Source organism: Bacillus sp. EB106-04-04-XG123 (assembly GCF_058791855.1).
In genome coordinates, this window is record NZ_JBYTDZ010000005.1 from 86539 (window position 1) to 103522 (window position 16984).

16 protein-coding genes and 1 other annotated feature (1 of these 17 cut by a window edge) are annotated in these 16984 nt (G+C 42.3%); of the genes, 12 read left to right on the top strand and 4 right to left on the bottom strand.

Annotated features, from left to right (window positions below; all coding sequences use genetic code 11):
* Positions 1 to 141: 141 nt before the first annotated feature.
* Entirely contained in the window at positions 142 to 588 is a 447-nt protein-coding gene (locus tag AC3WTB_RS15430; protein WP_024426182.1) for a YtoQ family protein, read from the bottom strand.
* Positions 589 to 788: 200 nt separating this feature from the next.
* Here AC3WTB_RS15430 and AC3WTB_RS15435 point away from each other — a divergent pair, with 200 nt between their 5' ends.
* From AC3WTB_RS15435 to ccpA, 11 genes are all read left to right on the top strand, one after another.
* Complete coding sequence (locus AC3WTB_RS15435) at positions 789 to 1817, top strand: PTS sugar transporter subunit IIC (protein ID WP_058838261.1); 1029 nt, start codon at positions 789 to 791, stop codon at positions 1815 to 1817.
* Complete coding sequence (locus tag AC3WTB_RS15440; protein WP_024424860.1) at positions 1804 to 2124, top strand: thioredoxin family protein; 321 nt, start codon at positions 1804 to 1806, stop codon at positions 2122 to 2124. The genes AC3WTB_RS15435 and AC3WTB_RS15440 overlap by 14 nt, the downstream gene beginning before the upstream one ends.
* A 20-nt stretch (positions 2125 to 2144) precedes the next feature.
* Positions 2145 to 2957, top strand: coding sequence for a DUF1444 domain-containing protein (locus tag AC3WTB_RS15445; protein ID WP_064497808.1), 813 nt, complete (start codon positions 2145 to 2147; stop codon positions 2955 to 2957).
* Between the two features lie 16 nt (positions 2958 to 2973).
* The gene (gene ytpR / locus AC3WTB_RS15450) at positions 2974 to 3579 is read left to right on the top strand and encodes a YtpR family tRNA-binding protein (RefSeq protein ID WP_024424858.1); all 606 of its coding nucleotides are present in this window, start codon (positions 2974 to 2976) and stop codon (positions 3577 to 3579) included.
* Positions 3580 to 3775: 196 nt separating this feature from the next.
* Entirely contained in the window at positions 3776 to 6496 is a 2721-nt protein-coding gene (locus AC3WTB_RS15455; RefSeq protein WP_492333941.1) for a DNA translocase FtsK, read from the top strand.
* A gap of 303 nt (positions 6497 to 6799) precedes the next feature.
* A complete protein-coding gene (gene murC / locus AC3WTB_RS15460; RefSeq protein WP_492333942.1) occupies positions 6800 to 8098 on the top strand; it encodes a UDP-N-acetylmuramate--L-alanine ligase in 1299 nt (432 codons plus the stop codon).
* A 222-nt stretch (positions 8099 to 8320) separates the two neighbouring features.
* Positions 8321 to 8740, top strand: coding sequence for a DUF948 domain-containing protein (locus AC3WTB_RS15465; RefSeq protein WP_039180688.1), 420 nt, complete (start codon positions 8321 to 8323; stop codon positions 8738 to 8740).
* A 26-nt stretch (positions 8741 to 8766) separates the two neighbouring features.
* Positions 8767 to 9237 carry a YtxH domain-containing protein gene (locus tag AC3WTB_RS15470; RefSeq protein ID WP_060697648.1) on the top strand — a complete coding sequence of 157 codons (471 nt, stop codon included), beginning with the start codon at positions 8767 to 8769 and terminating at the stop codon, positions 9235 to 9237.
* A 33-nt stretch (positions 9238 to 9270) separates the two neighbouring features.
* Entirely contained in the window at positions 9271 to 9594 is a 324-nt protein-coding gene (ytxJ, locus tag AC3WTB_RS15475; protein WP_039180682.1) for a bacillithiol system redox-active protein YtxJ, read from the top strand.
* Between the two features lie 222 nt (positions 9595 to 9816).
* Complete coding sequence (locus tag AC3WTB_RS15480) at positions 9817 to 10893, top strand: bifunctional 3-deoxy-7-phosphoheptulonate synthase/chorismate mutase (protein WP_034279528.1); 1077 nt, start codon at positions 9817 to 9819, stop codon at positions 10891 to 10893.
* A gap of 451 nt (positions 10894 to 11344) precedes the next feature.
* The gene (gene ccpA, locus AC3WTB_RS15485) at positions 11345 to 12346 is read left to right on the top strand and encodes a catabolite control protein A (RefSeq protein ID WP_024424851.1); all 1002 of its coding nucleotides are present in this window, start codon (positions 11345 to 11347) and stop codon (positions 12344 to 12346) included.
* A gap of 44 nt (positions 12347 to 12390) precedes the next feature.
* Here ccpA and AC3WTB_RS15490 read toward each other — a convergent pair whose 3' ends face one another.
* The 3 genes from AC3WTB_RS15490 to AC3WTB_RS15500 are packed head-to-tail and all read right to left on the bottom strand — an operon-like array spanning position 12391 to position 14861.
* The gene (locus AC3WTB_RS15490) at positions 12391 to 13551 is read right to left on the bottom strand and encodes an acetoin utilization protein AcuC (protein WP_144491312.1); all 1161 of its coding nucleotides are present in this window, start codon (positions 13549 to 13551) and stop codon (positions 12391 to 12393) included.
* Positions 13548 to 14189 (bottom strand): CBS and ACT domain-containing protein, encoded by a 642-nt coding sequence (locus AC3WTB_RS15495; protein ID WP_024424849.1) that lies wholly within the window; start codon positions 14187 to 14189, stop codon positions 13548 to 13550. The genes AC3WTB_RS15490 and AC3WTB_RS15495 overlap by 4 nt, the downstream gene beginning before the upstream one ends.
* A gap of 39 nt (positions 14190 to 14228) precedes the next feature.
* Positions 14229 to 14861: a GNAT family N-acetyltransferase gene (locus AC3WTB_RS15500; protein WP_039180674.1), complete on the bottom strand. Its 633-nt coding sequence runs from the start codon at positions 14859 to 14861 to the stop codon at positions 14229 to 14231.
* A gap of 155 nt (positions 14862 to 15016) precedes the next feature.
* Between AC3WTB_RS15500 and acsA the strand changes: the two genes are divergently transcribed.
* Positions 15017 to 16741, top strand: coding sequence for an acetate--CoA ligase (acsA, locus tag AC3WTB_RS15505; RefSeq protein ID WP_126681467.1), 1725 nt, complete (start codon positions 15017 to 15019; stop codon positions 16739 to 16741).
* A gap of 58 nt (positions 16742 to 16799) precedes the next feature.
* Positions 16800 to 16984: a binding site (T-box leader), on the top strand; it runs 47 nt beyond the window's last position.

Below are 16984 nucleotides of genomic sequence, written 5' to 3' on the forward strand. Positions count from 1 at the left end.
CTCCGCTCCGGTACTCGTCCTTCCTAGGGCTGCAAAGGTTTTCTATCACGCTGAAAAGAAGACAAAGGGCTAAAATAAACATCATTTTAGCCCTTTGTCAACAATCTGAGGCTGCTTCTTCAATAAGAGCAGCCTTTTTTCTTATTGCTGTTCAAACACATAAGATAACGCCTTGATCGCTTGGTTTACGGTTTCCACAGTGATATTTGCTTTGTTTGAGAGTTCTTTTAACGGATGGTGCAGCTCTTTTGGACGGATTAAAATAAGAGGTTTCCCTTTTGCAATCGCAGCAGACGCATCCATGGCTGTGTTCCACTGTTTATATTTCTCACCAAAGCGCGCAATGACAACATCTGCTTTGTTTAATAAAATTTCAGTACGAAAATTGTTCAAATCAGAAGCTGCATCATCTTTGAAAATGGCATTCGGCTGCTCACCTAAAATATCCTCACCGATGTTATCTGAGCGGTCATGATTCTCCATCGGACCGACAAATGTCACCGGAAGCTTCAAAGATTGGCTTTTTTCCTTGATTTCATCACGCCACTGGCTATGAATTTCTCCAGCTAAATAAACAGTTAATTGCATAACGAAGTCCTCCTTTTGTACAAACTTAGTAAAGGTTTGTCCTGTTTCTTTTCATGTTACACAAGAAGTGCTTGATAAAGCAAAAAAAATATGATTATGATATTCATGGTAGAGACAATTTTTCATCGTAAGAATACTACATATAATGGGAAGGACAGGCCTCTTCGTCTTTCCTATGAGAAAGCAGGAAGACGACGTTGATGACTTATTTGAAAAGAAAGGGGATCTCCCTTTCGCCAAAGGTGTATTTCATTGATGCACTTTCTTATATGGCTTTAGGTCTATTTGCTACATTAGTGGTAGGTCTGATTTTAAAAACAGCAGGTGGTCTGTTATCACTTTCTCTCATTGTGAAAATGGGTACGCTTGCTATGGGTCTGATGGGACCGGCAATTGGTGTAGCAGTTGCTTATCGCTTAAATGCTTCTCCATTAATCATTTTTGCAAGTGTTGTCTCAGGTGCCGCTGGAGCAGAGCTTGGGGGACCAGCCGGAAGCTTCGTGGCTGCTCTAATTGGGGTGGAACTCGGCAAACTGGTTAGTGGTGAGACAAGAATTGATATTATTTTAACGCCGCTTGTCACCATTATCACTGGCTTTTTCACTGCTGCTTTCATCGGTCCTGGCATTCAGGCGATGATGACAGGGCTTGGCAGACTTATCATGTGGGGGACAGACCAAAGCCCGCTGATCATGGGCATGCTAGTAGCGACCATTGTTGGACTTGCTCTCAGTTCTCCGATTTCAAGTGCTGCACTTGCGCTCATGCTTGACTTAAGCGGAACAGCTGCTGGTGCTGCAACGATTGGCTGCTGTGCCCAAATGGTTGGCTTTGCTGCTGCAGGTTTTAGAGAAAATCGCTTTGGCGGGCTTGCGGCTGTCGGCATTGGGACGTCAAAGTTGCAGCTTTCAAACATTGTGAAAAACCCCCTCATCCTGATTCCGCCGACGATTGCTGGTCTGATTCTCGCGCCAATTGGTATTATTGGCTTTGGGATGGTCAATAATGCGGCAGGAGCGGGAATGGGAACGAGCGGGCTTGTTGGACAGCTCATGACCCTCACCGTCATGGGGTTTCATCCATCTGTATTTCTGGCGATAGCTCTTTTGCATATCGTTGGCCCGGCAGTGATTAGTTTGGTAGTATCAGAATGGATGAGAAAGAAAGGCTATATACAATTCGGAGATTTAACCATACAAACTGGAGGAATGAAACATGAAAAAAATTGAATCTAACGAAGAATTACAAAAAGTGATTCAAGAAGACTTAACGGTATTGCTATTTTCAGCTGACTGGTGCCCGGACTGCACATTTATTGAGCCATTCTTGCCAGAGCTTGAAGCAAACTACCCAGAATTTGAGTACTTCTATGTCGATAGAGACAAGTTCATTGACACTTGTGCAGAGTGGGAAATTTACGGCATTCCAAGCTTTTTAGTCTTTAAAAACGGACAAGAGATTAACCGCTTTGTCAGCAAAGATCGTAAGACAAAGGAAGAGATTGAAGCATTTTTAACAGATTCTCTTTCTAAATAACGAAAGGAGAGTCTAAAACGATGGCAAAAATGACATCAAGACAGCTTGCGAATGAACTCAAAAGCCGTCTGACGAACGACAGCTGGTCACACCAGTTTGATCGGGAAAAAGATACGCTTCGTATTGAAGATAAACAAACAGGCAAAGGCATCACACTAGAGCTCCCGCCAATTATTGCAAAGTGGGAAGTAAAGCCTGATGAAACAATTGATGAGATTGTTTATTATGTGAAAGAAGCGCTGAGTGCCATGAAAGGCGAAGCGCAGCACATTTCAGGAAAAGAAAAGCATATCTATCCGGTCATTCGTTCCACTTCCTTTCCTGAGGCATCAAGTGATGGAATTCCGCTCGTATTTGATGAGCATACAGCTGAAACGAGAATCTACTATGCACTTGACCTTGGAAGCACCTACCGATTAATTGATGAAAAGATGCTTCAAAAGGAAAACTGGACAAAAGAGCGAATCAGAGAAACTGCAAGCTTCAACGTTCGTTCACTAGAAACTGTAGTGAAAATGGATGAAGTGGCAGGCAACCTGTTTTATTTCTTCCGTGCAAATGACGGATATGACGCCAGCAGACTTTTAAATGAGTCGTTATTACAAGAATACGCCCAAAAAATAGAAGGACAAATGGCGATTTCTGTTCCTCATCAAGATGTATTCATCATTGCAGATGTTCGCAATGATTCAGGCTATGATATTTTAGGACAGATGTCGATGAGCTTCTTCGCCAGCGGTACGGTTCCGATTACCGCATTGTCATTTTTGTATGATGAGGGTAAGCTTGAACCGATCTTTATACTTGCAAAAAGCAGACCAAAACAGCAGTAGAAGGGAATTTTGAAGAATGAATGTTTTTTATAATGCAGAAGGTGTAGGCGACACACTTCTTATTTCATTGAAAGATGTGACGAGAGAAGAAGTAGGACATGAGACGTTTGGAGATGTTGTACGAATCTTCAATCAAGAAACAAAAGAAACAACAGGCTTTAATATCTTCAATGCATCTACTTACATGAAAATTGAAGAAAACGGATCTGTCCCGCTTTCTGAAACCATTGTTCAAGATATCAATGAAATTTTAAACCGCAACGGTGTCAGTGAAACGTTGACTGTGGATCTATCACCAAAATTTGTTGTCGGCTATGTAAAGGAAAAAGAAAAGCATCCGAATGCAGATAAATTAAACATTTGCCAAGTTGATGTGGGCGATGAAACCTTACAAATCGTGTGCGGTGCACCAAACGTTGACCAAGGCCAATATGTCGTGGTGGCGAAAGTCGGCGCAGTGATGCCAAGCGGTATGGTCATCAAAGATGCTGAGCTAAGAGGGGTTCCATCAAGCGGCATGATTTGTTCAGCAAAAGAGTTAGATCTTCCAGACGCACCTGCTGAAAAAGGGATACTTGTTTTAGATGGTAGCCATCAAGCTGGCGAACCCTTTAAAGCATAACCTCCCATAAACGGGCACATAGGAGCGAAGAATGTGTTATACCAAAAGTCACTAAGTACGTACTTAGTGACTTTTTTTCATCTACAGACAGCATGAACAGCATAAACCGGCACTTTTCTCGCTTTTCTGCATGAAAAAGCAATGGTATACTAAAAATCGCCCAAGAAAACGTAAGGGGAGTTAAAGTGAGTGATAAATGATGAGTTGGTTAGATAAATTTTTTAGTGTATTTTTAGGAGAAGAAAAGAAAGAAGAAAAAGCTGTAAAACCTGAAGAAAATATAGCTGCACCAAAGCAGCCGGCTTTTGAACAGCATAAAGAATATAAAAAAATCGAAGATACGAAAGTGTATTATGAATATCCAAAAGGCAACTTTCGGTTTCCGCTCGTTCCAGATGAACCTCTGCGTGACGGAGTGAAGCCGGAGAGAAAACACGCCAAACCAAGACAGTCAAAGACCAGACAGACAACCTATCAGCCTAAACAAACGCTTCAGTCTGATATGAATAAAAAGCCATTCAAGCCAGAGCAAATTCCATCACCGATTTATGGCTATCATCAGGATATGCGTCCAAAAAAGGCAGAAGCAAAAGAAGAAGCAGGTTCAGTTCAAAGGAAAGCAGCAGAAGAAACGGCGCAGCGTGTCACATTGTTATCAGAAGAGGCAGAGCGTGAACGGAATGTCAGGCAGCAAATGAACATCCCATCTATTCAGAAAGAAAAACGTATCGAGGAAATGGTTTCAGCATCAGCAAAAGAGAGAGCGGATAAGGAGCCAGAAGTAACCCAGCATACATTGCAAGAGGAACTCGCTTATCAAGATCATGTTCAATCGACGATGGAACGTTTAACTGACGAGCCTTTCCAGCCAGAAGATCATCATGAAGCTGATTTACATAAGCAGCAAGCCGAAGTCTATCAGGAGCAACCGGTACAGTCCGAGCCGGAACAGGCTGCCACCAGCGATGAAGAAGAAATAAAAGACGAGCCTGTTCATCAGTTTGAAGATCATACTGAGGAAATAGACATGTTGACCTTCGAAACACCGGAACCTTCGCAGCCAGCGATTGAGATGGAAGCAGACATTCCAGCAGAAGAAGCAGTGGCGTTAACAGAAAATATGTCAGTAGAACCAGTGGAAGAAGTAGAAGCTGATCCAATAGAAGACAAACAAGAAGAAGCGTCCGCGGCAGCATTTGAAGAAGCTGAGCCAGTCCAACATGACCTGCAGGAAGATCAGCTGGTTCAAGAAGCTGAAATTGAAGAAGAAAACTTGATGCCAGTAGTAGAACAAGTAACAGAGGAACAAACTGCATCTGAACCGGCAGAAACGGTCATAGAACAGACAGAGCAGCCAGAACAAACGCACGAAGTCAAGAAAGAAGAACCAAAACAGACATCTCCACAGCCGCCGCGCGCAAGCGGTCAAACCTCTACGGTTCCGTTTAATGTCATGATGTTAAAAAGCGATCAGCGCGTGCAAGGGCAAAAGAAAGCAGCTGACACACAAGGGTATGTTTTTCCAAGTCTCGCCCTTTTAGACGTACCGCCAGCTCAAAAAGAAGAGGACGGAACATGGGTGAAAGAGCGGGCAGAGCTGCTTAATGCGACGCTTAAAAATTTCAATGTAAGAGCAAGTGTTGTTCATGTCACACAGGGCCCTTCTGTGACAAGGTTTGAAGTACATCCAGAACCAGGTGTCAAAGTGAACAAAATCACGAACCTGTCAGATGATATTAAACTTAGTTTGTCCGCAAAGGATATTCGAATTGAAGCACCGATTCCAGGAAAGAACACGATCGGGATCGAAGTGCCAAACCTGCACAGTAAAATGGTGTTCTTAAGAGAAATGATCAGAAGCAGTGCGTTTAGAGACAATCCATCTCCTTTAACAGCAGCACTTGGATTAGATATCTCAGGCCAGCCTGTCGTGGTTGATCTGCAAAAAATGCCGCATGGCTTAATTGCTGGAGCAACTGGTTCAGGAAAAAGTGTCTGCATCAATACGATTTTAGTGAGCTTAATGTTTAAAGCATCACCAGATGAAGTGAAAATGCTCTTAATTGACCCTAAAATGGTTGAATTAGCGCCGTATAATCACATTCCGCATCTTGTGAGTCCTGTCATTACCGATGCCAAGACAGCAACAGCTGCTCTGAAATGGGTAGTGGATGAAATGGAAAGACGCTATGAACTATTTGCACACTCTGGCGTGAGAGAAATTAAACGATTCAATGAGCTTGTAAAAGAAAAACAAATGGGTGAAAAACTACCTTATCTCGTCGTGGTGATCGATGAGCTGGCTGATTTAATGATGGTCGCACCAAATGAAGTCGAAGAAAGCATCTGCCGAATTGCTCAAAAAGCAAGAGCATGCGGCATTCACTTATTGATTGCGACACAAAGACCTTCTGTTGATGTCATCACAGGTCTCATTAAAGCCAATATCCCAACAAGAATTGCGTTTTCTGTTTCAAGTCAGGTTGATTCAAGAACGATCATTGACATGGCCGGTGCAGAAAAGCTTCTTGGAAAAGGAGACATGCTCTTCTTAGAAAATGGCTCCGGCAAGCCGACAAGGCTGCAAGGGAACTTTGTATCAGACCGTGAGATTGATCAAGTGGTGGCACATGTGAGAAAGCAGCGCAAGCCAGTGTTCCTCTTTGAACAGGAGGAACTAATGCTTCAAGGCTCTGCGATTACAGACGAAGATGAATTGTTTATGGATGCCTGCCGTTTTGCCATCGAGCAGAATAGCGCTAGTACATCAAGTTTGCAGCGAAGATTTAGAATTGGCTACAATCGTGCAGCCAGACTGATTGACATGATGGAGCGCGAGGGGATGATCTCTGGTGCGAAAGGCAGTAAGCCAAGAGAGGTGCTCATGACGCTGAGTGACTTAGAACAGTTGATCTAAACAAACCACTTCATTTTTTTTATAAACATGGTATGATAGCACATAGGTGCAATTTTGTAATTGGACGCTTTTCGCATGTCTGCCAGAACGCTTTTTTATGTAAAATAAGCGGAAACAAGTGTTAGAAATGGGAAAGTTGTCGGATACTAATCATAGTTAATATTGATTAGAATAGGAAGATCGGAAAAAAATCTTTATTTGGAGCTGCGATCTGTGATCAGCTAGAGGCAAAAATCACAAGTTGCAAATTGAAATGAGCGTCATATACTGTAAGTCAGATAGACGTTTGTTGGAGGTACAATTATGACTGTTTATCATTTTGTTGGAATAAAAGGGACAGGTATGAGTCCACTGGCCCAAATTCTTCATGATACTGGGTATACTGTCCAAGGATCGGATATCGAAAAACATATCTTTACACAAAAAGCATTAGAAGAACGAAATATTAAAATTCTACCATTTGACCCAGATAATATTCAGCCAGGGATGACGGTCATCGCAGGAAATGCATTCCCTGATACACACCCTGAGATTGAACGTGCCCTTTCTGAAGGGATTCCTGTCATTCGTTACCATAAATTCCTTGGAGAATACATGGATTCATTCACAAACGTTGCGATTACTGGTGCTCATGGCAAAACATCAACAACAGGACTGCTTGCTCACGTCATGCAGGCAGCAAAACCTACTTCGTACTTAATCGGTGATGGATCTGGAATGGGGAAAGAGAACAGCGAGTATTTTGTCTTTGAAGCATGTGAATACCGCAGACACTTCCTCAGCTATCATCCAGATTATGCGATCATGACCAATATTGATTTTGATCACCCTGATTATTTCTCGGATATTAATGACGTGTTTGATGCGTTTCAAAACATGGCGCTTCAAGTGAAAAAAGCTATTATCGCCTGTGGTGATGACGAGCATCTGCCAAAGATTCAAGCGAAGGTACCTGTTGTGTACTACGGTTTCAACGAAGAAAATGATTTCCAAGCACGCAATGTTGTGAAAAATACGGAAGGTACCACATTTGATGTATTTGTACGCAATACGTTTTATGATACCTTCTACATTCCTGCCTACGGAAATCATAATGTCCTCAACTCGTTAGCTGTCATTGCATTATGTCACTATGAATCCATTGATGTAGAGCTTATCAAAGGCGCATTAAAGACATTTGGTGGTGTGAAACGACGCTTTAATGAAAAAGTGGTCGGTGAGCAGGTCTTAATTGATGATTATGCACATCATCCAACTGAAATTGAAGTCACGATTGAAGCAGCTCGCCAAAAATATCCGGACCGTGATATTGTGGCTGTCTTCCAGCCGCATACCTTCACACGTACACAGCAATTCTTAAGTGAATTTGCTGACAGTCTAAAGAAAGCCGACTATGTCTACCTTTGTGATATTTTCGGTTCAGCCCGTGAAAACATTGGAAAGCTGAGCATTGAAGATTTACGAGAAAAAATCCCGCAGGCCCAATTGATTGAGGAAGAAGACACATCTGTGCTGAAAGCACACGAAGATGCGATTCTGATCTTTATGGGAGCAGGAGACATTCAAAAATATTTGCGTGCTTATGAAAAAGTCGCTGTATAAATGCTTAAAAAAGTGCCGTTTCACGCGGCACTTTTTTTATTTTGAATAAAATGTGACAAAAGAGCTAAATGTGTCAACATGTGCCGCTTTTTTTCGTTCGCTGTGGACAGGAATTAGCGAATAAGTGTAGAATTATTATTCAATCGGTCATTCTAGGCGATGTTTGAATGATACAACGAGAGGGTAATGAATTGAATATGCCCGCAGCAAAGGAGGTATCAGATGATTATTATTCTATATCTAAGCGTTGCACTGATCGCAATTGCTTTCCTCATTCTTGTCATCTATTTGTCCAAAACATTAAAATCCTTACAGCTGACATTAAAGAATGTTGCATCAACTTTAGAAGGTCTTGAAGGTCAGATGCAAGGCATCACCACAGAGACAGCACAGTTGCTACATAAGACAAACAAGCTTGCTGAAGATATTCAAGACAAATCGGCAAAACTTAACACAGTTGTGGATGCGGTGCAGGGAATTGGCGGCTCGATCAACCAATTTAATACAAGCATAAAGCAGGCAGCTGGTGCGGTTTCTTCATCCGTTGAAAGAAATCAAGAAAAAGTGACGGATGTTGTAAGCTGGAGTAACGCAGCACTTGAGATTTATAAAAAATGGAAACAGCGTAAACACCAAAAATAAACCATATTCGCATAGGAGGAATAATCATGAGCAAAGACGGAATCAATAGCAAAGACTTTTTGATCGGAACACTTATTGGTGGAATTGTTGGTGCAACAACAGCATTATTTTTAGCACCGAAGTCAGGGAAAGAGCTTCGCGATGATTTGAACACCCAAGCGAATGTTTTAAAAGAAAAAACAGATCGACTCGCAACAGATGCAAAAGAAAGAGGCACTGAATATGTGACGATTGCGAAAGATAAAACGTCTGAATTGTCTCAACTTGTAGCAGAGCAGTCAAATCAGATTTTAGACAAAGTGAAAGACATAAAAGACCGTGCAGCTGGTAAAGCTAATCATGTGAAAAGTGAAGCAGAAGACGCGGCAGCTGATTTAGCAAGCGAAGCATCAGATGTAGCTGATGAAGCAAAAGTACGAGCACAAGAAGCAAAATCAGAAATTGAAGACGGCATCAAAGATGTCAAAGAAAAAGTAGAACAATCGACTAAAGGCTAACCCTCACAGCTCGAAGTGAAGAAGGAGAACATCATGTCAAAACAACTCATTGAAACAGAAGAACAGTTTGATCAACTAACGAATCAAGATGGGACGTTTGTCTTTTTTAAACACAGTTTGACATGTCCGATCAGCCAAGCGGCTTTTCATGAGTTTGAAGCATTTGCATCTGCACATGAAGACGTGCCAACGTATTTCTTGCAAATTCAAAATACGAGAGAGCTTTCATCTTACGTGGCTGAAAAATCGGGTGTAAAGCACGAAAGTCCTCAAGCACTCGTCTTTAGTGGTGGAAAAGTGAAGTGGCATGCATCCCACTCAAGCATTACAAAAGAAGCGCTTGAACATAATCTGTAAAAGAAAGAAACGTCAGCAGCGGCTGACGTTTTTTTTATAAAAAAAGGTTTACTTGAACGAAAAGTATGCTATAATCTTACATACAATACTTTACCGCTTAAAAGCGTTTGGGTAATAAAGAAAATTTTCGTGACAATTCCGAAATCTTTGTTTATAATAAACCCTATCATGCAAGAATGAAAAAATAAAAAGCGAGAACAGGCAGAGGAAAGGATGACAAAAATGAGCAACAATGAACTAGAAAAATTGAGGCAGCAAGCAGATGAACTAAATCTTCAAATCTTAAAACTGATCAATGAAAGAGGAAACATTGTAAAAGAAATTGGAAAAGCGAAAGAAGCGCAAGGTGTCAACCGATATGATCCTGTCAGAGAGCGCACAATGCTGAACCAAATTCTTGAAGAAAATGATGGACCATTTGAAAACTCAACGATTCAGCATATTTTCAAAGAGATTTTCAAAGCAGGTCTAGAGCTTCAAGAAGATGACCACAGCAAAGCACTTCTTGTTTCTCGTAAGAAAAAACCAGAAAACACAATCGTGAACATCAATGGGGAAGCGATCGGTGATGGAAAGCAGCGCTTCATCGTTGGACCATGTGCTGTTGAAAGCTACGAGCAAGTTGCAGAAGTAGCGGCAGCAGCGAAACAACAAGGGTTAAAACTACTACGCGGAGGCGCATTTAAACCTCGTACAAGTCCATACGATTTCCAAGGACTTGGTGTAGACGGTCTCAAGATTCTAAAGCGTGTAGCGGATGAATACGGTCTTGCTGTCATTAGTGAAATTGTTAATCCTGCTCATATTGAAGAAGCGATTGAGCATATTGATGTCATCCAAATTGGGGCACGTAACATGCAAAACTTCGAATTGTTAAAAGAAGCCGGTTCTGTGAAGAAACCAGTTCTTCTAAAACGCGGCCTTGCAGCGACCATTTCAGAATTCATCAATGCAGCTGAATACATCATCGCCCAAGGAAATGATCAAATCATCCTTTGCGAGCGCGGTATCCGCACATACGAAACAGCAACAAGAAATACACTAGATATCTCGGCAGTGCCAATCTTGAAACAAGAGACACATTTACCAGTCTTCGTTGATGTGACGCATTCAACTGGACGTAGAGATCTTCTCCTTCCAACAGCAAAAGCAGCTCTTGCGATTGGAGCAGACGGTGTTATGGCAGAAGTACATCCAGATCCATCTGTTGCTCTATCTGATTCAGCGCAGCAAATGGACATTCCACAATTCGAAAAATGGTTAGATGCGTTAAGACCACTTGTCAACATTCACGCATAATCATAGATAGAAATAGCCGCCGGAAACTGCCCGGCGGTTTTTTTATGGAATAAATACGATGAAGTTTGGGAATGAAAGGAAGAAAGCACATTGCAAGTTCAAAAAGAGCTTGTTCACAATGTTTTCATTTTTAAAAATCGATAGAATCTGTTAAGATCATTGTCATAGCTGGCGTTCTCGATGGTTTTTTATGAAATATGATTCAAATTACAGGTAACAAGCTGTTTAAAGTTTGTTTAATTTAGTTATAAAAAGAAAGGGAACGTTTTCATATGACAAAAAAACGTGTATAATTTCATAAAAGAATGTCATTTTGATGTAGATTGAAAAATTATGTGTCTCTTTTCATCATTTTAATGACAAATAGGATATTATTTTCCTCGTATCTGACATGTCTCTATCCAATTGGTGAATGCTATAGATATGAAGTGTATTTGAAGGAGTGATTTATGTGAATAATGTTACAATATATGATGTAGCAAGAGAAGCAAATGTAAGTATGGCAACGGTATCACGCGTAGTAAATGGTAATCCAAACGTAAAACCAACAACAAGAAAAAAGGTGCTTGAAGCGATTGATCGCCTTGGCTATCGTCCGAATGCAGTGGCACGAGGCCTAGCAAGTAAAAAAACAACGACAGTTGGGGTCATCATCCCTGATATTTCTAGTATCTTCTATTCGGAATTAGCACGCGGTATTGAAGATATCGCCACGATGTATAAATACAATATCATTTTGAGCAACTCAGATCAAAATACTGATAAAGAGCTTCATTTGTTAAATACGATGCTCGGTAAACAAGTAGACGGAATTGTCTTTATGGGCGGAAACATCACAGACGTGCATGTGGAAGAATTTAAGCGCTCTCCTGTTCCGATTGTGCTTGCAGCATCTGTTGAAGAGCAAGCTCAAACACCATCTGTCAACATCAACTATGAGCAGGCCATTTATGATTCAGTTCAGCTGTTAGTTGAAAAAGGACATAAACGAATTGCGTTTGTTTCTGGTCCAATGTCAGAACCAATTAATTCCGTGAGAAAACTTGCAGGTTATAAGCGTGCGCTTGAAGAAGCGGGCATCGCGTTTGACGATGCACTCGTCGCTGAAGGCGATTACTCTTATGATTCTGGAATTGAAGCACTTGCTCATCTGCTTGAGCAGTCTGACAAGCCGACAGCTGTTATCGCAGCTACAGATGAAATGGCGCTAGGTGTCATTCATGGAGCACAAGACAGAGGGGTATCCATTCCTGAAGATTTAGAAGTGATTGGCTTCGATAACACAAGACTTTCTCTCATGGTGCGTCCTCAGCTGACAACAGTTGTTCAGCCGACATATGATATTGGTGCTGTTGCCATGAGACTGCTCACAAAGCTGATGAACAAAGAACAAGTGGACGATCAAATTGTTGAGCTTCCGCACAGAATTGAAGAAAGACAATCAACAAAATAAAACAAAAAAAGCAGGCTTACCTTATGACGGAAAGCCTGCTTTTCTTATGCCTTTTTCTTTTCTCTTCTAACAGGCATGAGTGCTTTTTCTACTGTTTGAGCATTCTTTTCTGTGATTTCTGCTTTTCTTGGGATCGGTGGATATAAATCGTCAGGGTCTCTCCACGTAGGTGGAAGGGTAACAGGCGATTGCTTATTCCAGGCTTGAATCCAGTCCTGAGGGAGTTCATCTGGCGGTGTAATGCCTTTCATCTCAAGCCAAATACGGCTCCACGCTCTTGGAACGACGCGCCAAATATCATATCCCCCTCCGCCAACAGCGATCCATTTGCCGTCACAATATTGATGCGCAAGTTCATGGGCAAGTCTAGGAATTTCCTCATATATTTTCATAGTGGCAGATAAATGAGTTAACGGATCATAGTAGTGTGCATCAGCTCCGTTTTGCGTCAAAATCACATCTGGTTTAAAAAAAGCAGCAATCTCAGTCACTGCTGTTCGGTATGCTTCGAGGAACGATTCATCTTCCGTAAATGCATCTAGCGGAATATTATAGGCGTAGCCATAGCCTTTATCGTGGCCTCTTTCCTGTACTTGTCCCGTTCCAGGGAACAAGTAGCGTCCTGTTTCATGAATGGAGACTGTACATACCTCTGGGTCGTCATAGAAGCTGAACTGGACACCATCGCCGTGATGAGCATCCGTATCAATATATAAAATTCTAGCGCCATATGTCTTTTGAATATATTGAATCGCCACAGAGCTGTCATTATAAATACAAAAGCCAGATGCACGCCCTTTGAACCCGTGGTGAAGCCCGCCGCCAAGATTGAGTGCATGCTGGGAATGACCGAGCATCACTTGATCAACTGCTGTTAACGTTCCGCCAACAAGGAGAGATGCCGCCTCATGCATGCCTGCGAACATCGGTGTATCCTCTGTGCCAAGACCGTAGCGTTCCCCCTCTGCTGTAGACAGCTTTCCTTCACTTGCCCGCTGCACGGCCTGGATATAATCTGCTGTATGGACGAGCTTTAATTCCTCCAGAGTAGCCATACGCGGTGCGACAATTTCATCCTCTGTTAACGCCTTCATTTTTTGAAGAAGATCATAAGTTAAGTAGACACGAAGCTGATTGAAGGGATGATCTTGGTTAAATTGGTACGTTTGAAAAGATGGTGAAAAAACAAAGGTCGCTTCCTTCATTTGATCGTCTGCTCCATAGGCCAGAGCACCTTATAGCCTTTTGCGCGAATCAGCTTCGTCACATGATCTGCATGAATGGTTTGAAGGCGGAATACGAGCACTTTAGAAGCCTCATTGGCATGAGGATACACAAGCACACTCAGCAATTGAATATGCTGCTCCTTTAAAATGGCTGTAATGTCTGCGAGGCCTTCAGTCATCTGCTCCACTTCAACCTCTAAGTGCGATCCAGGCTGATCTGCACCTGTCAGTCTTACAAACGTACGAAGCAGATCTGTTTTTGTGATAATGCCTACAAGTTTGCCACGTCTCACCACCGGAAGACAGCCAATTCCGTGCTCAAAAAAGACACTTGATATCTCCTCAACGAAATCAAGCGGGTGAGCAGTGATCGTCTCTAATACCATGATCTCTTCGACTGGCCGCTGAATAAAGAGCTTTCTTTTCTCTGTCTCAAAAATACTTGGACTGGCATTTTTAATATCCCGATCTGTCACCATCCCAATGACAGATCCTTGATCAGATACGATCGGAATATGCCGGATGTGGTGTGCACTCATTTTTTGAATGGCTTCTTCAATCGTATCGGTTTTTCGCAGCGTGATCACATCACGCTCCATAATTTGTTCAATCATCATTGTTTACCAATCCCCTTTGCCAAAAAAACGAATTGAACGTTAATACATAAAGCGCTGATGGAAGCGAAGACGATCGAAACGCTCGATCGAATCAGGACTCACATGTTTCCCAATTCTGGCCATTAAACAATTGGCTGGATGTGAGCTAATCTCTGGCTCGTCTGTTGCAAACCAGACAAGACCGCCTGCGTTCATCATTTTCTCCATCATTTTGCGGTACTCCCAAACGTTTTTCTTTGTCCCCTTTAAATCCCAATGCCAGTAATATTCAGTTGTAATGATGATGTAATTCTCCATTTGCTCATCCATCATGCTCACATCAAGCAAATGCTTGCCAAGTGAGCATCCTCTAAATGGAGGAGCGACCTCAATTGCGCCAAGCTCAATTAAATTGTCCATTTTGCCCTCTGACCAGCGCTCAAGTGGATCAGGATACAAATACGTGACATAGCCTACGACAAGCTCATTCACTCTTGCAATGATAATACGTCCTTCTGGAAGATCTGCTATTTCAACAAGTGCTTGTTTCTGTTCCTCAGGCGTGCGAAATGCCGTTAGTCCTTCATGAAACGTATAGTTCGCAAGCGCTGATGCAGGTACCGGTCCTTCAATCAGGATGGAACCTGTTTCTCGCTCAATGGTTTTTGAATAATAAGTTTTAGGATGCTCCACGTATCCACCGCCCCTAATTCTAGTGAGTCGTCTCTATTCTATCTTAAATCTTGTAAGAATTAAAACGGTTTCATCAGAAGTTTTTTAAAAATTGAGAAAAAAAGTCATCTATACTATAATGGTCATTGTAAACGTATGCAAAGGGGGACTGTTTGATGAAATTGGAAACGCTACCATCAGTAAAAGGGGATTATCATTTAAATGATTATGAGCAGGCATACAAAGATTTTTCATGGGAGGAAGCTAGAAAAAACTTCTCTTGGTATGAAACAGGAAAAATAAATGCAGCCTATGAAGCGATTGACAGACATGCGGACTCGTTTCGTCAGAACAAGGTGGCGCTTCACTACAAAGATTCACAGCGGGATGAAAAGTATACGTTCAGGGATATGAAAATCAACACAAACAAAGCGGGAAATCTATTCAAAGAAAAGGCACATGTGGAAAAAGGGGATCGCGTGTTTATCTTTATGCCAAGATCACCTGAGCTCTATTTTCTTCTGCTAGGCGCAGTGAAAATTGGGGCGATCGTTGGCCCGTTATTTGAGGCATTTATGGAAGGTGCCGTCAAAGACCGTTTAGAAAATAGTGAAGCAAAGGTGATCGTGACAACACCCGATCTACTTGAACGAATTCCATTTGCAGAGCTTCCAAAGCTTGAATCTGTCATCATTGTCGGCGGTGAAAATGAAGACGTCGATGGCGTTCGGACAATTCACTATGAAGAGGCGTTTGAGGAGGCAGCAAAGGAGCTTGAAATTGAATGGATGGATGAAAAAGACGGCTTCCTGCTTCATTACACATCAGGATCTACCGGTACGCCAAAGGGTGTGCTTCATGTCCATGGTGCAATGGTGCAGCAAGGCCAGACTGGTAAATGGGTGCTTGACTTGAAAGAAGATGACGTTTACTGGTGTACAGCTGATCCAGGCTGGGTTACAGGCACAGTGTACGGTATTTTTTCACCGTGGTTTAATGGGGCGACGAATGTGATTTTAGGCGGCCGGTTTAATCCTGATACGTGGTATGAAACCATTGAATCACTCGGTGTAACCGTTTGGTACAGTGCCCCGACAGCCTTTAGAATGCTCATGGGGGCAGGGGATGACCTCATTCAAAAATATGACCTCAGCTCGCTCCGTCATGTGCTAAGTGTGGGAGAGCCTCTTAATCCAGAAGTCATCCGCTGGGGAGATGCTGTTTTTGGCAAGCGAATTCACGACACTTGGTGGATGACAGAAACGGGTGCACAGCTGATTTGTAATTATCCATGCATGGACATCAAGCCGGGCTCGATGGGAAAACCAATTCCAGGCGTAGAAGCGGCGATTGTGGATAATGCAGGAAATGAACTTCCGCCATACCGGATGGGCAACCTTGCGATTAAAAAAGGCTGGCCTTCTATGATGCATACGATCTGGAACAATCCTGAAAAATATGAATCTTACTTTATGCCGGGAGATTGGTATGTTTCAGGAGATTCAGCTTATATGGACGAAGACGGATACTTTTGGTTCCAGGGACGTGTCGATGACGTCATCATGACGTCAGGAGAGCGGGTCGGTCCATTTGAGGTAGAAAGTAAACTGGTCGAACATCCAGCCATTGCAGAGGCTGGTGTCATTGGAAAGCCAGATCCGGTCCGCGGTGAGATTATTAAAGCATTTATTGCGCTCAGAAGCGGATATGAGCCGACAGATGAGCTGAAAGAAGAGATTCGTACGTTTGTGAAAAAAGGGCTCGCAGCACATGCGGCACCGCGAGAAATTGAGTTTAAAGACAAACTGCCAAAAACGAGAAGCGGAAAAATTATGAGACGTGTGCTAAAGGCGTGGGAGCTGAATTTACCTGCTGGCGACCTTTCGACAATGGAAGATTAATTTTTTCATCAGTTGACTTGATATCAAAAGTGTGTTAAAAATGACATTAGTTGAATATGAAAAGGTTTTGACTGAGATTCAGTAGAATGATCTTTCCCTGTTTAAGAGAGCTGACGGCTGGTGCAAGTCAGTACAAAGAGATATTCGAATTACCCTCACGAACCGCTTTTACGAAAAGGAGCATGCCCTGATTAGTGAAAGAACGGATCTATCCGTTATCAGTGTAAGTGAAAAGACAAGATT